Consider the following 16,505-nt stretch of genomic DNA (forward strand, 5'->3'; position numbering starts at 1 on the left):
ATGAAATCGAAGCAGTCGGGCGTCACCCTGATCGGGTTCCTGGTCATCATGGCCATCGTGGCCTTCCTGGCCTACATGGGCATGAAGTTGCTGCCGTCGTACTCGGAGTACATGGGCGTGGTGAAGGCGATGAACCAGGTCGCCACCGAAGGCACCAACGGCAAGTCGCTGGACGAGATCCGCCGCGGCCTGATGTTCAAGATGGGCTTCCAGTACGTCGACGACGCCACCATCAAGCCGGCGAACATCACCATCGTGCGCAACAGCGGCGGCGCCAACCAGCTGCGCGTGGCCTACGACAAGCAGATTCCGTTCATGTACAACATCGACTTCCTGCTGCACTTCGACAAGAGCGTGCAGCTGCAGGGCAACGTGGGCGAGTAACTTTTGGAACTGAACTACCGTTTTCGCGACCCTGCGCTGGCGCAGCTGGCGCTGACCCACCGCAGCATCGGCAAGCCTAATAACGAGCGACTGGAGTTTCTCGGCGATGCGCTGCTCGGCGCGATCGTCGCCGAGATGCTGTACGAGGTGCATCCCAAGGCCAGCGAAGGCGAACTGTCGCGGTTGCGGGCGCAGCTGGTGAATGGCCTGGCCCTGGCGGTGGTGGCGCGCGAGCTGGACCTGGGCGACGGGCTGAAGCTCGGCCCCGGCGAGTTGAAGAGCGGCGGCTTCCGGCGTGATTCGATCCTGGCCGACGCGTTCGAGGCGATGGTCGCCGCGGTGTACCTGGATGGCGGCTTCGACGCCTGCCGCGAGACCGTACGCGGGCTGTTCGCCGAGCGCATCGCCGGCTTGCGCCGTTCCTCCAAGGACGCCAAGACGCGGTTGCAGGAATGGCTGCAGGCCAAGGGCCTGCCGCTGCCGCAGTACGAACTGGTCGCCAGCCACGGCGAGGATCACGCCAAGACCTTCGACATCAGCTGCACGATCAGCGAGCCGATGGCGTTCACCGTCGAGGCCCATGCCGGCAACCGCCGCGCCGCCGAGCAGGACGCCGCCGAAATCGTGCTGAACCAGCTGCTGGAGCAGCAGCGCACCCCCTGATTTCCCGTTTCCGCCGAAGCTGCCGCCGGCCTGGCGGAGCCGCGGCGTGGCCGACCGGCCTGCCTTTCCGGCGAAGCACTACACTTGCCATCCGACTCGTCGAGCACCTTAGAGCCTGTTTATGATCTCCAAGCACCCCGCGTTGTCATCGAGTGGCCGTCAGCTGGTAGTGCGTGGCGCAGCACCTGCCTGGCTGGCAGGTCAAGCCGCGCGCTGCCGCATGGCGGCCACTCGATGGCAACCCCAGCACCTATCAATTCGGGGGCCGGGTCTGTTTGCCCGCATGCCGGCGTCATCACTCGGTCGTGGACGGACGTCCACTCCTTCGCTCTTCCTTGGCCTGCGCGCAAACAGCTCCCGGCGCGGGGTACTTGGAGATCATAAACAGGCTCTAACGTCATGAACCACGAACTGGACCCCGCCGGCGGCACCTTGCCGCATGAGAATTTCCGCTGCGGCACGGTCGCGCTGGCCGGACGCCCGAACGTGGGCAAGTCGACCCTGCTCAATGCGCTGATCGGTTTCCGCCTGTCGATCATCAGCCCGCGGCCGCAGACCACCCGCCACCGCATCCTCGGCATCAACACCAGCGAGGCCGGGCAGATCATGTACGTCGACACGCCGGGCCTGCATCGCGGCGCCAAGCGCGCGATGAACCGCAGCCTGAACCGCGCTGCGCGTTCGGCGATCAGCGACGTCGATCTGGTGGTGCAGGTGATCGAGGCCGGCCGCTTCACCGACGAGGACGAGGCGCTGTACGCCGCTCTGGTCGAACAGTCGTCGCCGCGCCTGCTGGTGATCAACAAGGTCGACCTCAACAAGGACAAGACGGTGATGCTGCCGTTCGTGGCCGACCTGGTGGCCAAGCACAACTACGACGAGATCCACTACGTCAGCGCGCTCAAGGAGCAGGGCCTGAAGGAACTGGAGCAGGCGATTCTCAAGCGCCTGCCGGTGCAGCCGCCGGTGTTCGGCGAAGACGAGGTCACCGACCGCAGCGAACGTTTCCTCGCCGCCGAGATGGTGCGCGAACAGCTGATGCTGCGGCTCGACCAGGAGCTGCCTTACGCGACCACGGTGGAGATCGAGCAGTTCAACGATCGCCCCGACGGTATTGCCGAAATCCACGCGATCATCTGGGTCGAGCGCGCCGGCCAGAAGGCCATCGTGATCGGCAACGGCGGCGCCCAGCTCAAGGCCATCGGCACGAGCGCGCGACGCCACATGGAGCGCATGTTCGAGCGCAAGGTGTTCCTGAAGCTGTGGGTGAAGGTGCGCGAAGGCTGGGTCGACGACGAGAACATGCTGAAGAAGTTCGGCTATACGGATTAAGGTCGGGATTCGGGATTGGGGATTCGGGATTCGTAAAAGCCTGAAGCCTGGGGCGCTCTTGCGAATCCCGAATCCCCAATCTCGAATCCCGGCTATCAAGCCATGCGCATCGAACAGCAACCCGCCTATGTCCTGCACGCGCGCGCGTATCGCGAGACGTCGCTGCTGCTCGAATGCCTGACCCGCGAACATGGTCGGCTCGGAGTGGTGGCGCGCGGTGTGCGCGGCGAGCGGGCGCGTTTGCGACGGGCGCAGTTGGAACCGTTCCAGCCGTTGACGATGGACCTGCTGCTGCGCGGCGAGATGGCCACGCTGACCGCGGTCGAAGCGGTGGGCACGTCGACGCGCCTGCCTGGCGACGCCGGCCTGGCCGGGCTGTATCTCAACGAGCTGGTGGTACGCCTGACCGGCCGACAGGATCCCTACCCGCGACTGTTCGATGCCTACGCCCGGACCCTGGCGCGGCTGGCCGCGGGCGAATCGCTGGCGTGGAGCCTGCGCCGCTTCGAGCGCGACCTGCTGGAAGTGATCGGCTACGGCCTGCAGCTGCAACACGAGGCGGATTCCGGCGAGCCGCTCGAAGCGGAGGCGTCCTACCGCTACCGGGTCGAGCAGGGCGCCGTGCGCTGCGCCGCCAACAGCCCGCATGCGCTGCGCGGCAGCGACCTGCTGGCGTTGGGGCAGGACCGGATGCCCGACAACAGCGGCCTGAAGTCGCTGCGCGACATGATGCGCGAGGTGATCCGCTTCCATCTGGGCGGCGGCGAGCTGCGCGCCTGGCGGGTGCTGGCGATGGCGGTTTCGGGTCGCCCGAAAACAGCCGACTAGCTGTCCAGCGCCTGCAGCGTCGCCAGCAGGGCCTTGCGGAAGCGCGCCAACGCGGCCGGCGTGGCGCCTCGTTGCAGCAGCTGCTGTTGCAGCAGCACGGTCTGCGTCGACAGCGCGGTCGCTCCGCAGAATCCGCAGGATGAGCGCAGCCGGTGCAGGCGTTCGCTGAAGCCGGCGTGGTCGCGGCTCAGGGCCTCCAGCTCCTGCAGCAGCAGGGCCAGCTCCTCGCGCAGCAGCAGGCGCAACGCGCGCATGGTGGTGGCGTCGCCGGTGGTGGTCAATGCGGCCTGGTCGTCCAGCACGCAGGCGTCGTGGCGGTCCGGTTGCACCAGCGCCAATACACGCCGCAGTTCGGCCAGCCCGCAGGGTTTCAACAGGATCTCGCTGAAGCCGGCATCGAGCAGCGACTGGCGGTCGCGCGGTTCCAGCTCGGCCGTGGTGGCTACCGCGATGCTGTCCATCGAGCACGCCAGCGCGTCCTCGCGCAGCGCGGTCAGCACTTGCAGCGCGCCGGCGCCGGGCATGCGGCAATCCAGCAGCAGCAGGTCGAAGGGTTCGGTGCGCGCCCGTTGCAGGGCCGTCGCGCCATCCATGCAGGCTTCCGCCTGGGCGCCCATCGAGTCCAGCCCGTCGCACAGGAAACGGCAGCTGCCGGGGTCGTCGTCGGCCACCAGAACCCGGGCACGGCTGGCGTGGGTTGGGGCGAAATCTGCATTGGCGAGCGGGCTGTTCATGACGAAATCCATATCGTTCATCTTGATTTGGCAGAATGGCCTGACATGCGTCCGACTTCAAGCCACTTGTTGCTGTGTTGCTGCCTGCTGCTGGGGATCGGCTGGGTGCTGCCTGCGCGGGCGGAGGTGCTGCTCACGGCGAAGTCGATCAGCGTTCCCGGCGTGCACCTGCAGGCGGTAACCCTGCGCCTCGGCGAGGATGCCGCCGGCGGGCTTCGGCTGCAACTGAGCGCCGCGCAGGCCGACATTGCAGCGATGGGCTGGCGGCGGCTGGGCCTGACCCTCGACGGCAACCTGCAGCGGGACGCCCGCCTGCGCTGGATCCTCGACGGCAACGTGCGCCTGGCTGGCGCGCCGGGCGGCGCCCTCAGCGACGCCCACGTGAACATCCTGCTCAGCGAGGCCGCCAACACCTTGCAGATCGATATCCTGCAGGGCAAGGCGCACGCCAGCACCGCGCTGCCGCTGGACCAGCCCACCCACGCGCAGATCAGCCTGGACAACCTTCCCGTCGGCTGGCTGCAGGGTCTGCTCGGCACGGTGTGGTCGGGGCGTCCCACCAGCGGCCGGCTGGATGCCGAACTGGCGCTGGACCTGCGCGATCCGGGCCTGCAATCGTCCGGACAGTTCACCCTCGGCAACCTGGGCTTCGACACCCCCAGCGGCACCCTGGCGGGGCAGGGGCTGGACGGCAACGGGCGCTTCAGCCTCGATACCACCACCGGTCCGGCGCGAATCGACCTGGACGCCAGCCTGCGTGGCGGCGAACTGCTGCTGGGGCCGATCTACGCGAAGCTGCCGGACCATCCGGTCCAGCTGGCCCTGCATGCGAATGCGCAGAACGGCGCGTTCGAATTGAGCCGCCTGCGGCTGAACGACGCCGATGCGCTGCAGCTCGACGGCGCGCTGGCCTTCGACGCGAAGGGCACGCTGAAGACCTTGCGGCTGGACCACCTGCACGCGAATTTCCCGGCGGCCTACCAGCGCTACGGCGAAGCCTGGCTGAGCACGCTGGGCCTGCACGACATGCGCATCGCCGGCGAACTGAACGGCAGTCTGGACCTGCGCGCGGACGGTCCGCACGGTTTCGCGTTCGATACCGACGGGCTGAACCTGGCCGATGCGGACGGCCGGTTGGCGATCGACGGCCTGCAAGGCGGGCTGGACTGGGCGATCGATGGCGAGCGGCCGGCCACGACCCTGGGCTGGCGCAAGCTGCAGTTCTACCGGATAGCGAACGGCGCTGCCCAGTCGCAGTGGCAGAGCCGTGCCGGCATGCTCAGCCTGCAGCAGCCGCTGCTGGTACCGGTCCTGCAGGGCCAGTTGCGCATTGGCCAGTTGGACTGGCGTCCGGCGGCAGCCCAGGGGCAACGGCTGGCGGCCTCGCTGGCGCTGACCGGCGTCGACATGGCCGCCTTCAGCCAGGCGATGGGCTGGCCGGCGTTTCCCGGCACGCTCGGCGGCGCTGTGCCGTCGTTGCGCTGGGTCGACGACCGTTTCGAACTGGCCGGCGGCTTGTCGGCGAGCCTGTTCGGCGGTTTCGTCGACATCACCCGGCTCTCGCTGCAGCAGCCGTTCGGCGCCACGCCGGTACTGAATGGCGACATTGCCCTGAAGCAACTGGACCTGGCCGCGATCACCAGCGTGTTCGACTTCGGCGGCATCACCGGCCCGCTGGATGGTTCGATCGACGACCTGCGCCTGGTCAACTGGAGCCCGGTCGCGTTCAAGGCCAGCCTGCTCGCGGGCAATGGCGGCCGGATCAGCCAGCGCGCGGTGAACAACCTCACCGCGGTCGGTGGCGGCGGCATTGTCGCAGGCCTGCAAGGCGCCATGCTGAAACTGTTCAAGACCTTCGGCTACAAACGCATCGGCCTCAATTGCACGCTGCAAGGCACGCTTTGCCAGATGAGCGGTCTGGAGACTACCGACGGCGGCTACACTATCGTCGAAGGCAGTGGTTTGCCGCGGTTGCAGGTGATCGGCCACCAGACCCAGGTGGATTGGCCGACCCTGGTGCGGCGCCTGCAGGACGCGATCCACGGAGAGACGCCGCAAATCCGCTGAGCGGAGCGCGGGTTGCCGGCTCTTCACCCTTTCGACTACAGGAGTTCGTCATGCGCAAGCTCGTCTATGTCATCCTGACTTCGCTGGCCGTGGCGCTGGTCGGCTGCGTCACCATCAACGTGTACTTCCCCGAGGCGGCCGCGCAGAAGGCCGCCGACCAGTTCATCGGAAACGTGCTGGACGAGGCGACGCCTGCCGCTCCGGCACCGAAGGTGCAGAAGCCGGTGACCAAGGACGACGGCCAGCCGTCGGCGATGCTGCTCGACCTGCTGGTTCCGGCCGCTTACGCCGCCGACACGCCGAACATCCGCATCCAGACCGCCGCCACCGAGGCGATCCGCGGCCGCATGCAGGGCCGCTTCCAGGGCGCGCTGGGCGACCTGCTCGACAGCGGCGCGGTGGGCTTCACGCGCGACGGCATGGTGGCCATGCGCGACGCCGCCAAGGTGCCGCTGAGCCAGCGCGCGCAGGCGAATGCCACGGTGGCCGACGAGAACCGCGACCGCACCGCGCTGTATCGCGAAATCGCCAACGCCAACAACCACCCGGAGTGGGAAGCGCAGATCCGCACCACCTTCGCCAAGACCTGGATCGAGAAGGCGCGCGCGGGCTGGTATTACCAGGATGCATCCGGCGCCTGGCAGAAGAAGTAGGTCGCAGGCGCCATCCGGGCCGATCTGGGATAATCGGGGGCCAGCCAGCATGGCCCCATCCGTTTAGGCACCATGTCCCGATCCAACTCCGTTCCGTCGACACCTTTCGAAGCCCACATCACCGACCTCGGCCATGATGGCCGAGGCGTGGCCCGGGTCGACGGCAAGGCCGTGTTCGTCAGCGGCGCGCTGCTGGGCGAACATGTGCTGGCCCGCCTGCGCAAGCGCCATCGCCACTTCGACGAAGCCGAAGTCGTCGAGCTGATCACCCGCTCGGCGCACCGGGTGGAGCCGCGCTGCCAGCATTTTTCGCAGTGCAGCGGCTGCTCGCTGCAGCACCTGGACGCCGCCTCGCAAATCGCCGCCAAGCAGCGCGTGCTGGCGGAGAATTTCGAGCGCATCGGCAAGGTCGCGCCGCAGACATGGCTGCCGCCGCTCACCGCCGAGCCATGGGGTTACCGGCGCAAGGGTCGGCTGTCGGTGCGCAACGTGGCCAAGAAGGGGCGCGTACTGGTGGGTTTCCGCGAGGAGCAGAACCCGCGCTTCGTCACCGAGATCCAGCAGTGCGAGGTGATGCACCCGGCGCTCGGCCCCAAGGTCGGCCTGCTTGCCGACCTGCTCAGCGGCATGGATGCGATCAACGACATCCCGCAGATCGAGTTTGCCGCCGGCGACGACCTGATGGCGCTGGTGTTCCGCCACATGCAGCCGCTGAGCGAACGCGACCTGGCCGCGCTGACCGCGTTCGGCCAGCAGCACGCTCTGGCGATCTACCTGCAGCCGGGCGGCACCAGCAGCGTGCATCCGCTGTGGCCGGAGAACCCGCGGCTGGCGTTCCGCATCGGCGGTGGCGACGCGCGCTTCGAGGACGTCGAGCTGGAGTTCCAGCCGCTCGACTTCGTGCAGGTCAACGCCGGCATGAACCAGCTGATGATGGCGCGTGCGCTGGAACTGCTCGACCCGCAGCCGACCGACCGCGTGCTGGACCTGTTCTGCGGCCTCGGCAACTTCACCCTGCCGATCGCCCGCCGCGTGGCCGAAGTCGCAGGCGTGGAAGGCGAGCACGGCCTGGTCGAGCGCGCCGCGCAGAACGCCGCACGCAACGGCATCGCGAACGCACGCTTCCATGTGGCGAACCTGTTCGAGGACCAGCGCACCGCCGACTGGGCGCGCGCGCCGTGGGACAAGCTGCTGCTCGATCCGCCGCGCGCCGGCGCGGACCAGGTGCTCGCCTACCTGCCGCACAAGCAGACCCGCCGCATCGTCTACGTCTCCTGCCATCCCGCCTCGCTGGCGCGCGACGCCGGCATCCTGGTCAACCAGCACGGTTTCAGGCTGGCTTCGGCCGGGGTGATGGACATGTTCCCGCACACCTCGCACGTCGAATCGATCGCGCTGTTCGAGCGATGAGATGGCGATAGAGATCGAAAGGAAATTCCTGTTGGCCAACGATGGCTGGCGCACCGGCATCGAACGCAGCGAGCCGATCGCGCAGGGTTATCTGGTCGGCGCGCAGGCGTTGCGCGACGGTACGGCGCGCGCCTCCGTTCGTGCCCGGCTTGCCGGTGCGCAGGCGTGGCTCAACATCAAGGCGGCTCGCCTCGGCATCGAGCGGGCCGAGTTCGAGTACCCGATCCCGGTCGACGACGCCAGGAACCTGCTGGCCACGTTGTGCGACGGCGTGCTGGAGAAGACGCGCCACCATGTGCGGGTCGACGGCGTGCTGTTCGAGGTCGACGAATTCGAAGGCGACAACCGCGGGCTGATCGTCGCCGAGGTCGAGCTGCCCGCGGTCGATGCGCCGTTCCCGCGGCCGCCGTGGCTGGGCCGCGAAGTGAGCGCGCTGGCGCGCTACTACAACGTGAACCTGATCGCGCATCCGTACCGGCAATGGTCGCCGGCGGAGCGCGCTGCCGAGGATGCCGCATGTTGATGATCGGCGTGGCCGCGCTGGAACTGGCCGAGCACGAGAAGCGCTGGCTCACCGCGCCGGGCGTGGCCGGGGTGCTGCTGTTTGCACGCAACTATCAGTCGCGCGAGCAGCTGATCGCGCTGTGCGAGGCGATCCGCGACGTCGGCGGCGACGACGTGCTGATCGCGGTCGACCAGGAAGGCGGCCCGGTGCAGCGCTTCCGCGACGGCTTCACCCGCCTGCCGCCGCTGGCGGCGATCGGCGCGGTGTATCGGCGCGACCCCGACGAGGCGATCCGCCTGGCCGAGGAGCACGCCTGGGTGATGGCCAGCGAGTTGCGCGCCAGCGGCGTCGATTTCAGTTTCGCGCCGGTGGTGGACCTGGCCCGCGGCAATGCCGCGATCGGCCTGCGCGCGTTCCACGCCGATCCGGCGGTGGCTGCCGAACTGGGCCAGGCCTACGTGCGCGGCATGCACCTGGGCGGCATGGCGGCGGTACTCAAACACTTCCCCGGACATGGCTCGGTCGCCACCGACACGCACAAGGCGCAGGCGATCGACCCGCGCAGCCTGGACGAGATCCGCCGCGACGACCTGCTGCCGTTCGCCGAATGCATCGAGGCGCGGGTCGAGGCGGTGATGATGGCGCACGTCACCTATCCAGCGGTGGACAGCCAGCCGGCCGGTTACTCGAAGCGGTGGATCGAACAGATCCTGCGCGGCGAACTCGGTTTCGCCGGCGCCGTGATCAGCGACGACATCAGCATGGCCGCCGCCGGTGCGGCCGGCAGCGTGGGCGAGCGCGTGCGCGCGCACCTGGATGCCGGCTGCGACCTGGTGCTGGCCTGCTTCCCCGAGGTGGTGGACGAGGCGATCGCCGCGATGCCGGGTGACGCCGCGCCGATGCCGCCGCAGCTGGCCGCCATGCGCGGCTCGCTGGGCTCCAGCTGGGACGGCCTCACCAACAATCCGCAGCGCGAGCGTTTCGTCGCGCGCATCACGGCACTGAACGCCGACCAAGGAACCGCATGAATACTCCAACCCCACTCCTGGCCGATGCGCTGGCGCAGGCCGAGCTGCTGTACGAACGCAGCACGCTGGAAAGCGTGATCGCCGACATGGGCCGGAAGATCGACGCCGCGCTGGACGGCGAGCGTGCGGTGTTCCTCCCCGTGATGAACGGCGCGCTGATCTTTGCCGGGCAACTGGCGCTGGCGATCCGCACCGACCTGGAATTCGACTACGTGCACGCCACCCGCTACCGCGGCGCCACCTCCGGCAGCGACCTGCACTGGTTGCGCGAACCGGCGGTGTCGCTGGTCGATCGCGTGGTGCTGCTGGTCGACGACATCCTCGACGAAGGCCACACGCTGAAGGCGGTGCGCGAGGACTGCTACCGGCGCGGCGCCAAGCGCGTGCTGATCGCCAGCCTGTGCACCAAGCGGCATGACCGCCTGGTCGAAGGCATCGCCTCCGATTTCAACGGCGTCGAATTGCCGGACCGCTACGTGTTCGGCTACGGCCTGGACTATTACGAGCAGGGCCGCAACCTGCCAGCGATCTATGCGTTGAAAGACGAGGCTTGATAATACGGAGCCGGCACTTTGCTCCTCCCCCTGCTTGCAGGGGGAGGTTGGGAGGGGGTAAAGCTCTCGACTGGCTTTTGACCTCCTGACAAAGAGCCACCCCTCCCCAACCCTCCCCTGCGATGCAGGGGAGGGAGCAAAGCCGGCGACTCATGCCGTTAGCTTCAGCCTGCCCATGGATCACCACGATGCCTCATCCCGACCACGCCACCATCGACCTCGCCGTCATCGGCGGCAGCGGCCTGTACAACTTCCCGGGCCTGGAAAACGCCACGCGGCAGGCGGTGGATACGCCGTACGGCGCGGCTTCGGGTGACGTCGTGCTCGGCGATTTCGCCGGCAAGCGGGTGGCGTTCCTGGCCCGCCATGGCGAGAGCCACACGTTGCCGCCGCACCGGGTGAACTACCGCGCGAACCTGTGGGCGCTGCACAGCCTGGGCGCGCGCCGGGTGATCGGGGTCAACGCGGTGGGCGGCATTCGCGGCGACATGGGGCCGCGGGTGATCGTGGTGCCCGACCAGCTGATCGACTACACCCACGGCCGCTACACCAGCTACTGCGATGTCGAGGGTGCCGAGGTGAAGCACATCGACTTCAGCGAGCCGTATACCGAATCGCTGCGCCTGCAACTGCTGGCGGCGGCGCGCGCGGTGAACGTCGAGGTGATCGGCGGCGGCTGCTACGGCGCCACGCAGGGACCGCGGCTGGAAACCCGCGCCGAGATCGCGCGGATGAAACGCGACGGCTGCGACCTGGTCGGCATGACCGGCATGCCCGAGGCGGTGCTGGCGCGCGAACTGGGGCTGGAGTACGCCTGCCTGGCGCTGGTGGCGAACTTCGCTGCCGGCTGCGGCGACGAGGCGGAAATCAGCATCGAGGAAATCTTCGCGCATCTGGCGGCGGCCACCGCCGAGGTACCGCGCATCCTTGCCGCGCTGCTGAAAAGCTGAACGCCGCCGCGAGTCTGCGAACTGCCCGGATAATTTCGTATTGCACTCGGCCTTCACATATTGATACTTTTCCCGGGCCAGGGTGACGAACCGAGGGGAGAACAGTGGTTCAGCGCAGATCCTGGCGCACTCACTCCATGTATCCAGAGGTTCTCGCAATGAGTTTTGGTACGGTCAAGTGGTTCAACGATGCCAAGGGGTTCGGGTTCATCGCGCCCGAGGATGGCAGTGCGGACGTATTCGTCCATTTTTCCGCGATCAATTCCAAGGGCTTCCGCAGCCTGCAGGAAGGTCAGCGCGTACAGTTCGAAGTGACCCAGGGCCCGAAGGGCGCCCAGGCATCGGCGGTCGAAGTGGCCGCCTGATTCGCCAGGCATACGTTGCACAGCAAGAACGAAACCCCGCATCCTGTGCGGGGTTTTTGCTTTTCATGACGGGAGAACGTGATGACTGACCGCAGGCAGTTCCTCAAGGCATCCGTGCTGGGAGCGTCGGCCTCGATGCTGGCCTGGGGCGGCAAGCTGGCCGCCGGACCGTTAAACCGAAGCGGCAAGCTGGTTGCCGGACCCGCGCCGCGGACGCCGGCGACGGCGACCGTGCGGGTGGTCTCGACCTGGGACTTCGGCGTGGCGGCGAACCGGGCGGCGTGGACCATCCTCGGCAAGGGCGGCCATGCGCTGGACGCGGTCGAGTTCGGCGTGCAGGTGCCGGAGTCGGACCTGAAGAACCACAGCGTCGGCAAAGGCGGCTATCCCGATCGCGACGGCCACGTCACCCTCGACGCCAGCATCATGGACGCCGACGGCAGTTGCGGCGCGGTGGCCGCGCTCGAACATATCGAACATCCGATCTCGGTGGCGCGGCGGGTGATGGAACGCACGCCGCACGTGCTGCTGGTCGGCGAAGGCGCACTGCAGTTCGCGCTGGAGCAGGGCTTCAAGAAGCAGGACCTGCTCACGCCCGAAGCCGAGCAGGCCTGGCACGAATGGCTGAAGACGGCGCAGTACAAACCCTCGATCAACAGCGAAGTGCACGACTACGGCAAGGGCGGCGCCCCCGGCATGCCCGGCGGTGCGAACAACCACGACACCATCGGCATGCTGGCACTGGATGCGCATGGCAAGCTGGCCGGCGCCTGCACCACCAGCGGCATGGCGTGGAAGATGCGCGGCCGCGTCGGCGACAGCCCGATCATCGGCGCCGGCCTGTACGTGGACGGCGAGGTCGGCGGCGCCACCTCCACTGGCGTCGGCGAGGAAGTGATCCGCAACGCCGGCAGCTTCCTGGTGGTCGAACTGATGCGCCAGGGCCGCTCGCCGCACGAGGCCTGCAAGGAAGCGGTGATGCGCATCGTCAAGAAGCGCCGCGAAGCTTCCAAGACCCTGCAGGTCGGCTTCCTCGCCATGAACCGCGACGGCGAGGTCGGCGCCTACGCCATCCAGCATGGCTTCTCCTATGCCGTGTGCGATGCGAAAAAGCAGGACGCCCTGATCCCCTCGCAAAGCGTCTACACGACGAGTTATTCATGATCCTGGAAATCGCCGCCAACTCGGTCGCCTCCGCGCTGGCCGCGCAAGAGGGTGGAGCGGGGCGGGTCGAACTCTGCACGGCGCTGGAACTGGGCGGCCTCACGCCGTCGCACGCGCAGATCGCGCTGACCCGCGAACGCCTGCGCGTCCCGCTGTACGTGCTGATCCGCCCGCGCGCCGGCGACTTCCTCTACAGCGAGCTGGAATGCGAGGTCATGCAGCGCGACATCGAAACCTGCGTGACGCTGGGCTGCGACGGCGTGGTGCTCGGCGTGCTCGATGCGAATGGCGAGGTCGACATGCCGCGCTGCCGCGCCCTGATCGCTGCGGCAGGAGCGCTGGGCGTGACCTTCCATCGCGCCTTCGACCTCAGCCGCGACCCCGCGCGTACGCTGGAGGCTATCGTCGCGCTCGGCTGCGAACGCGTGCTGACCTCGGGCACGCAGGCCAGCGCCGTGGATGGCGCCGCGCTGATCCGCGATCTCGTGGCGCAGGCCGCAGGCCGTCTTGCAGTCATGCCCGGCGCCGGTGTCACCGCACAGAACATCGCGGCGCTGGCCGCCGCCACCGGCGCCAACGAATTCCATGCGTCGGCAAAACGGCAGCATCCGTCCGACATGCAGTGGCAACCGGAGTTGCTGAAGGATATGCAGGGTGGGGAGTTGCGCAGCGATGTCGAGCGGATACGAGGCATTGTCGCGGCGTTGAATGCCGCGGCTGCTTCACCCTGACTTGCTGCGAGATGGAGTGGCAGGTTCAGGCTGCAACAAGGAAGCCAGGCCGTGGGTTCTTTGAGAACGAAGTCCACAAGGGAATTTGATCTTCCGAGACAGGCTGCAGAGATTAGACTTCATATCGAAATCTACTTGGCGTAAGGCTTCATGGAGTGGCTATGAAAAATGACCAGCAAAAGCCCGTGTCCTGGGGTCGCCCCAGTGCCTTCGTGTGGTTCTTCATCTGTGTCACCGCCATTGGTCTAGCCGCCGCTACTCATTGGCGAGCACTAGACATTGCGTTTGCCCTAATTTGGTTGGCATTCCTTGTAGTGGGTTCTTTTGTGGTTCTTTGGCGTGGTTGGAAGCATCGCGCAGAACCGGGGGCGTTCAAACTGGGGCAACTTGCCGCGCTACCTCCAAGTTGGCAGCGGTGGGTTCTAGGTGAAAGCAAAGATGATCGCTCTCAATAACCAGTACGCCTGCTTGGCGCCTAATCGCTCGTTCAAAGTGGACGTCTACGCCGCTCAACTCCAGCTTTAGGTTCCAGCGAATATCCACACACCCACCGACACACAGGAGAAAACCGTGAGCAAACAAATATTCGTCAACCTCCCGGTCGCCGACCTCCCGAAGTCTGTGGCCTTCTTCGAAGCACTCGGCTTTTCACGGAACCCGCAGTTCGGCGATGACTCTGGCGCGTGCATCGTCGTCAGCGACACGATTTTCGTGATGTTGGCTACGCATGCCAGGTTTCGTGACTTCACGCCCCAAGCCATCTGCGACACGAGCAAGGCCGTCGAAGTTTTGCTCAACCTCCATTGCGAGAGTCGCGACGAGGTAGATGGTCTCGTGGCCAAGGCGCTCGCCGCGGGCGGTTCGACCTACGACAAGCCGGAAGATCTGGGCTTCATGTACTCGCACAGCTTTGTCGACCCGGACGGCCATGGCTGGGGCCTCTTCCACATGAGCGCCACGCCGGCACAGGAGTGATCCACGTAGATCAAGCACGAGGTCATGCGGGCCAGTCATTCGTTCAAGGCGGACGCCTTCGGAGCAAAGCTGGTCATCGCACTTCAGCTCTTCAACGACAAAGCCGGTCACCCCTTAGACATTTCGCAACAGCGACATGCGATCCCTGCCTTCGCAGGGATGACGAGCAAAAACCTCCCACATCGTCATTCCGGCGAAGGCCGGAATCGCACTTCGACAAAGAAACCAGTCATCCACACGCCCCTTCGCAACAGCAACTGCGATCCCGGCCTTCGCCGGGATGACGAACAAGGAACGAACCCCGCGACACTCCCTACGGCAGCGCATGGCCCCCCAGCTTGGTTAAGATGGCGAATTGCCGAACAGCAGCAGGAGCCACCCGAGTGATCATCAAGCCCAAAGTCCGCGGATTCATCTGCATCACCGCCCACCCGGTCGGTTGCGAACACAACGTGCTCGACCAGATCGAGGTCACCCAGGCCGCCGGCCACGATAAAACCAAGGGGCCGAAGCGCGTGCTGGTGATCGGCGCGTCCACCGGCTACGGCCTGGCCTCGCGCATCACCGCCGCGTTCGGCTACGGCGCGGCCACGCTCGGCGTGTTCTTCGAGAAGCCCAGCAGCCACGAGAAAACCGGCACCGCCGGCTGGTACAACTCCGCCGCGTTCGACAAGGCGGCCAAAGCCGCAGGCCTGTACAGCAAGTCGATCAACGCCGACGCGTTCGCCAACGAAACCCGCGCCCGCGCGATCGAGATCATCAAGAACGAGATGGGCGGCCCGATCGACCTGGTGGTCTATTCGCTGGCCTCGCCCGTGCGCAAGCTGCCGGACACCGGCGAAGTGGTGCGCTCGGCGCTCAAGACCATCGGCGAGCCGTTCCACAACACTTCGGTCGACACCAACAAGGACACCGTGATCGAGGCCACCGTCGAGCCGGCCACCGAGCAGGAAATCAAGGACACCGTCACCGTCATGGGCGGCGAGGACTGGGCGCTGTGGATCGACGCGCTGAGCGCCGCCGGCGTGCTGGCCGAACACGCCAAGACCGTCGCCTACAGCTACATCGGCACCGAGATCACCTGGCCGATGTACTGGCACGGCACCCTGGGCCGGGCCAAGCAGCACCTGGACAACACCGCGAAGCAATTGCGCAGCCGCCACCCCGGCCTCGACGCCTACGTCGGCGTGATGAAGTCCGTCGTCACCCAGGCCAGCGCCGCCATCCCGGTGATTCCGCTGTATGTCTCCATCGCCTTCAAGATCATGAAGGAGAAGGGCATCCACGAAAACCCGATCGAGCAGGCCAACCGCCTGTTCCACGACCGCCTCTACCGCGCCGACGGCGTCCCCGCACCCACCGACGATGAAGGCCGGTTGCGGCTAGACGATTGGGAACTGCGCGACGACGTGCAGATCCCCTGCAAGACGATCTGGCCCACCGTCACCACCGAAAACCTCAAGCAGATCACCGACTACGCGGGGTACAAGCACGAGTTCCTGCAGCTGTTCGGGTTTGATCGGGCGGATGTGGACTATGAGGCGGAGGTGGAGGCGGATCGGCGATTTGATTGTTTGGAGGGGTGAGTCAATCAGGTGATAGGCTTGAGATCTTCGAAATCAGGGGGTCGTATTATGGACAGCGAAAAAATCGATTACTTGAACGAGCTAACTGGGCAAGAGCTTGGATCTGTCGTCGCTACAATGTCTGTGAATGAGCTTGAACAAGTTAATGGTAGTGATCGCAGCAAACCTGAACTCGCGCTGATGGCGGCATCATTAAATCAGTCCGATTACATCGCGCGAGCTGCACACGCTGCACTTGCTTCTCGGTCTCGGGCTATGGGCAAGATGACTTCTTCTTGAATCAGATCAACGCATGGCGTGTGCAATGATCTATCGATTTCTGCAGTGATCGGGTGGCGTGTGGCGCTGCTATGATCCGGGCCATCGATGGCGCGCTACCCTGCATAGCCTGATACTAACAGCTTGTAATTCGTAATGGTCACAGAGGAGGGTCGCCAAGTGTCCTTTGCGCCAAGCTTGCTGGAATGTGACCGTTGTATGGCTAGCTTCCCTGGCAATGCCTTTCTCATCGGTCGACCAGTCTACGTGCTTTCCACTGGTGTCGAACTACCTGTTCAAAAGGAGTTGGGTTGGTGC

18 protein-coding genes are annotated in these 16,505 nt (G+C 66.2%); 17 read left to right on the forward strand and 1 reads right to left on the reverse strand.

The genetic code is table 11. From position 1 onward, the window contains the following. The 4 genes from ASG75_RS02640 to recO all read left to right on the forward strand — a co-directional run bounded on the left by ASG75_RS02640 (position 1) and on the right by recO (position 3,207). A complete protein-coding gene (locus ASG75_RS02640) occupies positions 1-384 on the forward strand; it encodes a DUF4845 domain-containing protein (protein ID WP_056385443.1) in 384 nt (127 codons plus the stop codon). A 3-nt stretch (positions 385-387) separates the two neighbouring features. After that, entirely contained in the window at positions 388-1,047 is a 660-nt protein-coding gene (gene rnc / locus ASG75_RS02645; RefSeq protein ID WP_056385445.1) for a ribonuclease III, read from the forward strand. 399 nt (positions 1,048-1,446) lie between these two features. Continuing rightward, positions 1,447-2,379: a GTPase Era gene (era, locus tag ASG75_RS02650; protein ID WP_056385447.1), complete on the forward strand. Its 933-nt coding sequence runs from the start codon at positions 1,447-1,449 to the stop codon at positions 2,377-2,379. Between the two features lie 102 nt (positions 2,380-2,481). Continuing rightward, a complete protein-coding gene (gene recO, locus ASG75_RS02655; RefSeq protein WP_056385449.1) occupies positions 2,482-3,207 on the forward strand; it encodes a DNA repair protein RecO in 726 nt (241 codons plus the stop codon). Here recO and ASG75_RS02660 read toward each other — a convergent pair. Further along, positions 3,204-3,941 carry a response regulator gene (locus ASG75_RS02660; RefSeq protein WP_327213297.1) on the reverse strand — a complete coding sequence of 246 codons (738 nt, stop codon included), beginning with the start codon at positions 3,939-3,941 and terminating at the stop codon, positions 3,204-3,206. The genes recO and ASG75_RS02660 overlap by 4 nt on opposite strands. Positions 3,942-3,986: 45 nt before the next feature. Here ASG75_RS02660 and ASG75_RS02665 point away from each other — a divergent pair, with 45 nt between their 5' ends. The 13 genes from ASG75_RS02665 (at position 3,987) to ASG75_RS16170 (ending at position 16,208) form a co-directional block, all read left to right on the forward strand. After that, complete coding sequence (locus ASG75_RS02665; protein WP_056385451.1) at positions 3,987-6,008, forward strand: hypothetical protein; 2,022 nt, start codon at positions 3,987-3,989, stop codon at positions 6,006-6,008. 50 nt (positions 6,009-6,058) lie between these two features. Further along, positions 6,059-6,661 (forward strand): YdbL family protein, encoded by a 603-nt coding sequence (locus tag ASG75_RS02670; RefSeq protein WP_056385453.1) that lies wholly within the window; start codon positions 6,059-6,061, stop codon positions 6,659-6,661. Between the two features lie 72 nt (positions 6,662-6,733). Beyond that, positions 6,734-8,071 carry a 23S rRNA (uracil(1939)-C(5))-methyltransferase RlmD gene (gene rlmD / locus ASG75_RS02675; RefSeq protein WP_056385454.1) on the forward strand — a complete coding sequence of 446 codons (1,338 nt, stop codon included), beginning with the start codon at positions 6,734-6,736 and terminating at the stop codon, positions 8,069-8,071. Position 8,072: 1 nt separating this feature from the next. Then, a complete protein-coding gene (locus ASG75_RS02680) occupies positions 8,073-8,594 on the forward strand; it encodes a CYTH domain-containing protein (RefSeq protein ID WP_056385457.1) in 522 nt (173 codons plus the stop codon). Further along, entirely contained in the window at positions 8,588-9,604 is a 1,017-nt protein-coding gene (gene nagZ, locus ASG75_RS02685) for a beta-N-acetylhexosaminidase (RefSeq protein ID WP_056385459.1), read from the forward strand. Before ASG75_RS02680 ends, nagZ begins: the two co-directional genes overlap by 7 nt. Then, on the forward strand, positions 9,601-10,158 hold the full coding sequence (locus tag ASG75_RS02690) for a hypoxanthine-guanine phosphoribosyltransferase (RefSeq protein WP_056385461.1): 558 nt from the start codon (positions 9,601-9,603) through the stop codon (positions 10,156-10,158). Before nagZ ends, ASG75_RS02690 begins: the two co-directional genes overlap by 4 nt. Positions 10,159-10,346: 188 nt before the next feature. Then, positions 10,347-11,108, forward strand: coding sequence for an S-methyl-5'-thioinosine phosphorylase (locus ASG75_RS02695; protein ID WP_056385463.1), 762 nt, complete (start codon positions 10,347-10,349; stop codon positions 11,106-11,108). Positions 11,109-11,266: 158 nt separating this feature from the next. Beyond that, complete coding sequence (locus tag ASG75_RS02700; protein WP_056385464.1) at positions 11,267-11,473, forward strand: cold-shock protein; 207 nt, start codon at positions 11,267-11,269, stop codon at positions 11,471-11,473. Between the two features lie 81 nt (positions 11,474-11,554). Then, positions 11,555-12,637, forward strand: a complete 1,083-nt coding sequence (locus ASG75_RS02705) for a N(4)-(beta-N-acetylglucosaminyl)-L-asparaginase (RefSeq protein WP_056385466.1) — start codon at positions 11,555-11,557, stop codon at positions 12,635-12,637. After that, positions 12,634-13,368, forward strand: coding sequence for a copper homeostasis protein CutC (locus ASG75_RS02710; RefSeq protein WP_056385468.1), 735 nt, complete (start codon positions 12,634-12,636; stop codon positions 13,366-13,368). Before ASG75_RS02705 ends, ASG75_RS02710 begins: the two co-directional genes overlap by 4 nt. A 570-nt stretch (positions 13,369-13,938) precedes the next feature. After that, positions 13,939-14,343, forward strand: coding sequence for a VOC family protein (locus tag ASG75_RS02715; RefSeq protein WP_056385469.1), 405 nt, complete (start codon positions 13,939-13,941; stop codon positions 14,341-14,343). A 383-nt stretch (positions 14,344-14,726) separates the two neighbouring features. Further along, entirely contained in the window at positions 14,727-15,929 is a 1,203-nt protein-coding gene (gene fabV, locus ASG75_RS02720; RefSeq protein ID WP_056385471.1) for an enoyl-ACP reductase FabV, read from the forward strand. A gap of 48 nt (positions 15,930-15,977) precedes the next feature. Further along, entirely contained in the window at positions 15,978-16,208 is a 231-nt protein-coding gene (locus tag ASG75_RS16170; protein ID WP_157616879.1) for a hypothetical protein, read from the forward strand. Positions 16,209-16,505: the final 297 nt, after the last annotated feature.

Origin of the sequence: Rhodanobacter sp. Soil772 (genome assembly GCF_001428385.1) — a bacterium.
Lineage (GTDB): Bacteria > Pseudomonadota > Gammaproteobacteria > Xanthomonadales > Rhodanobacteraceae > Rhodanobacter.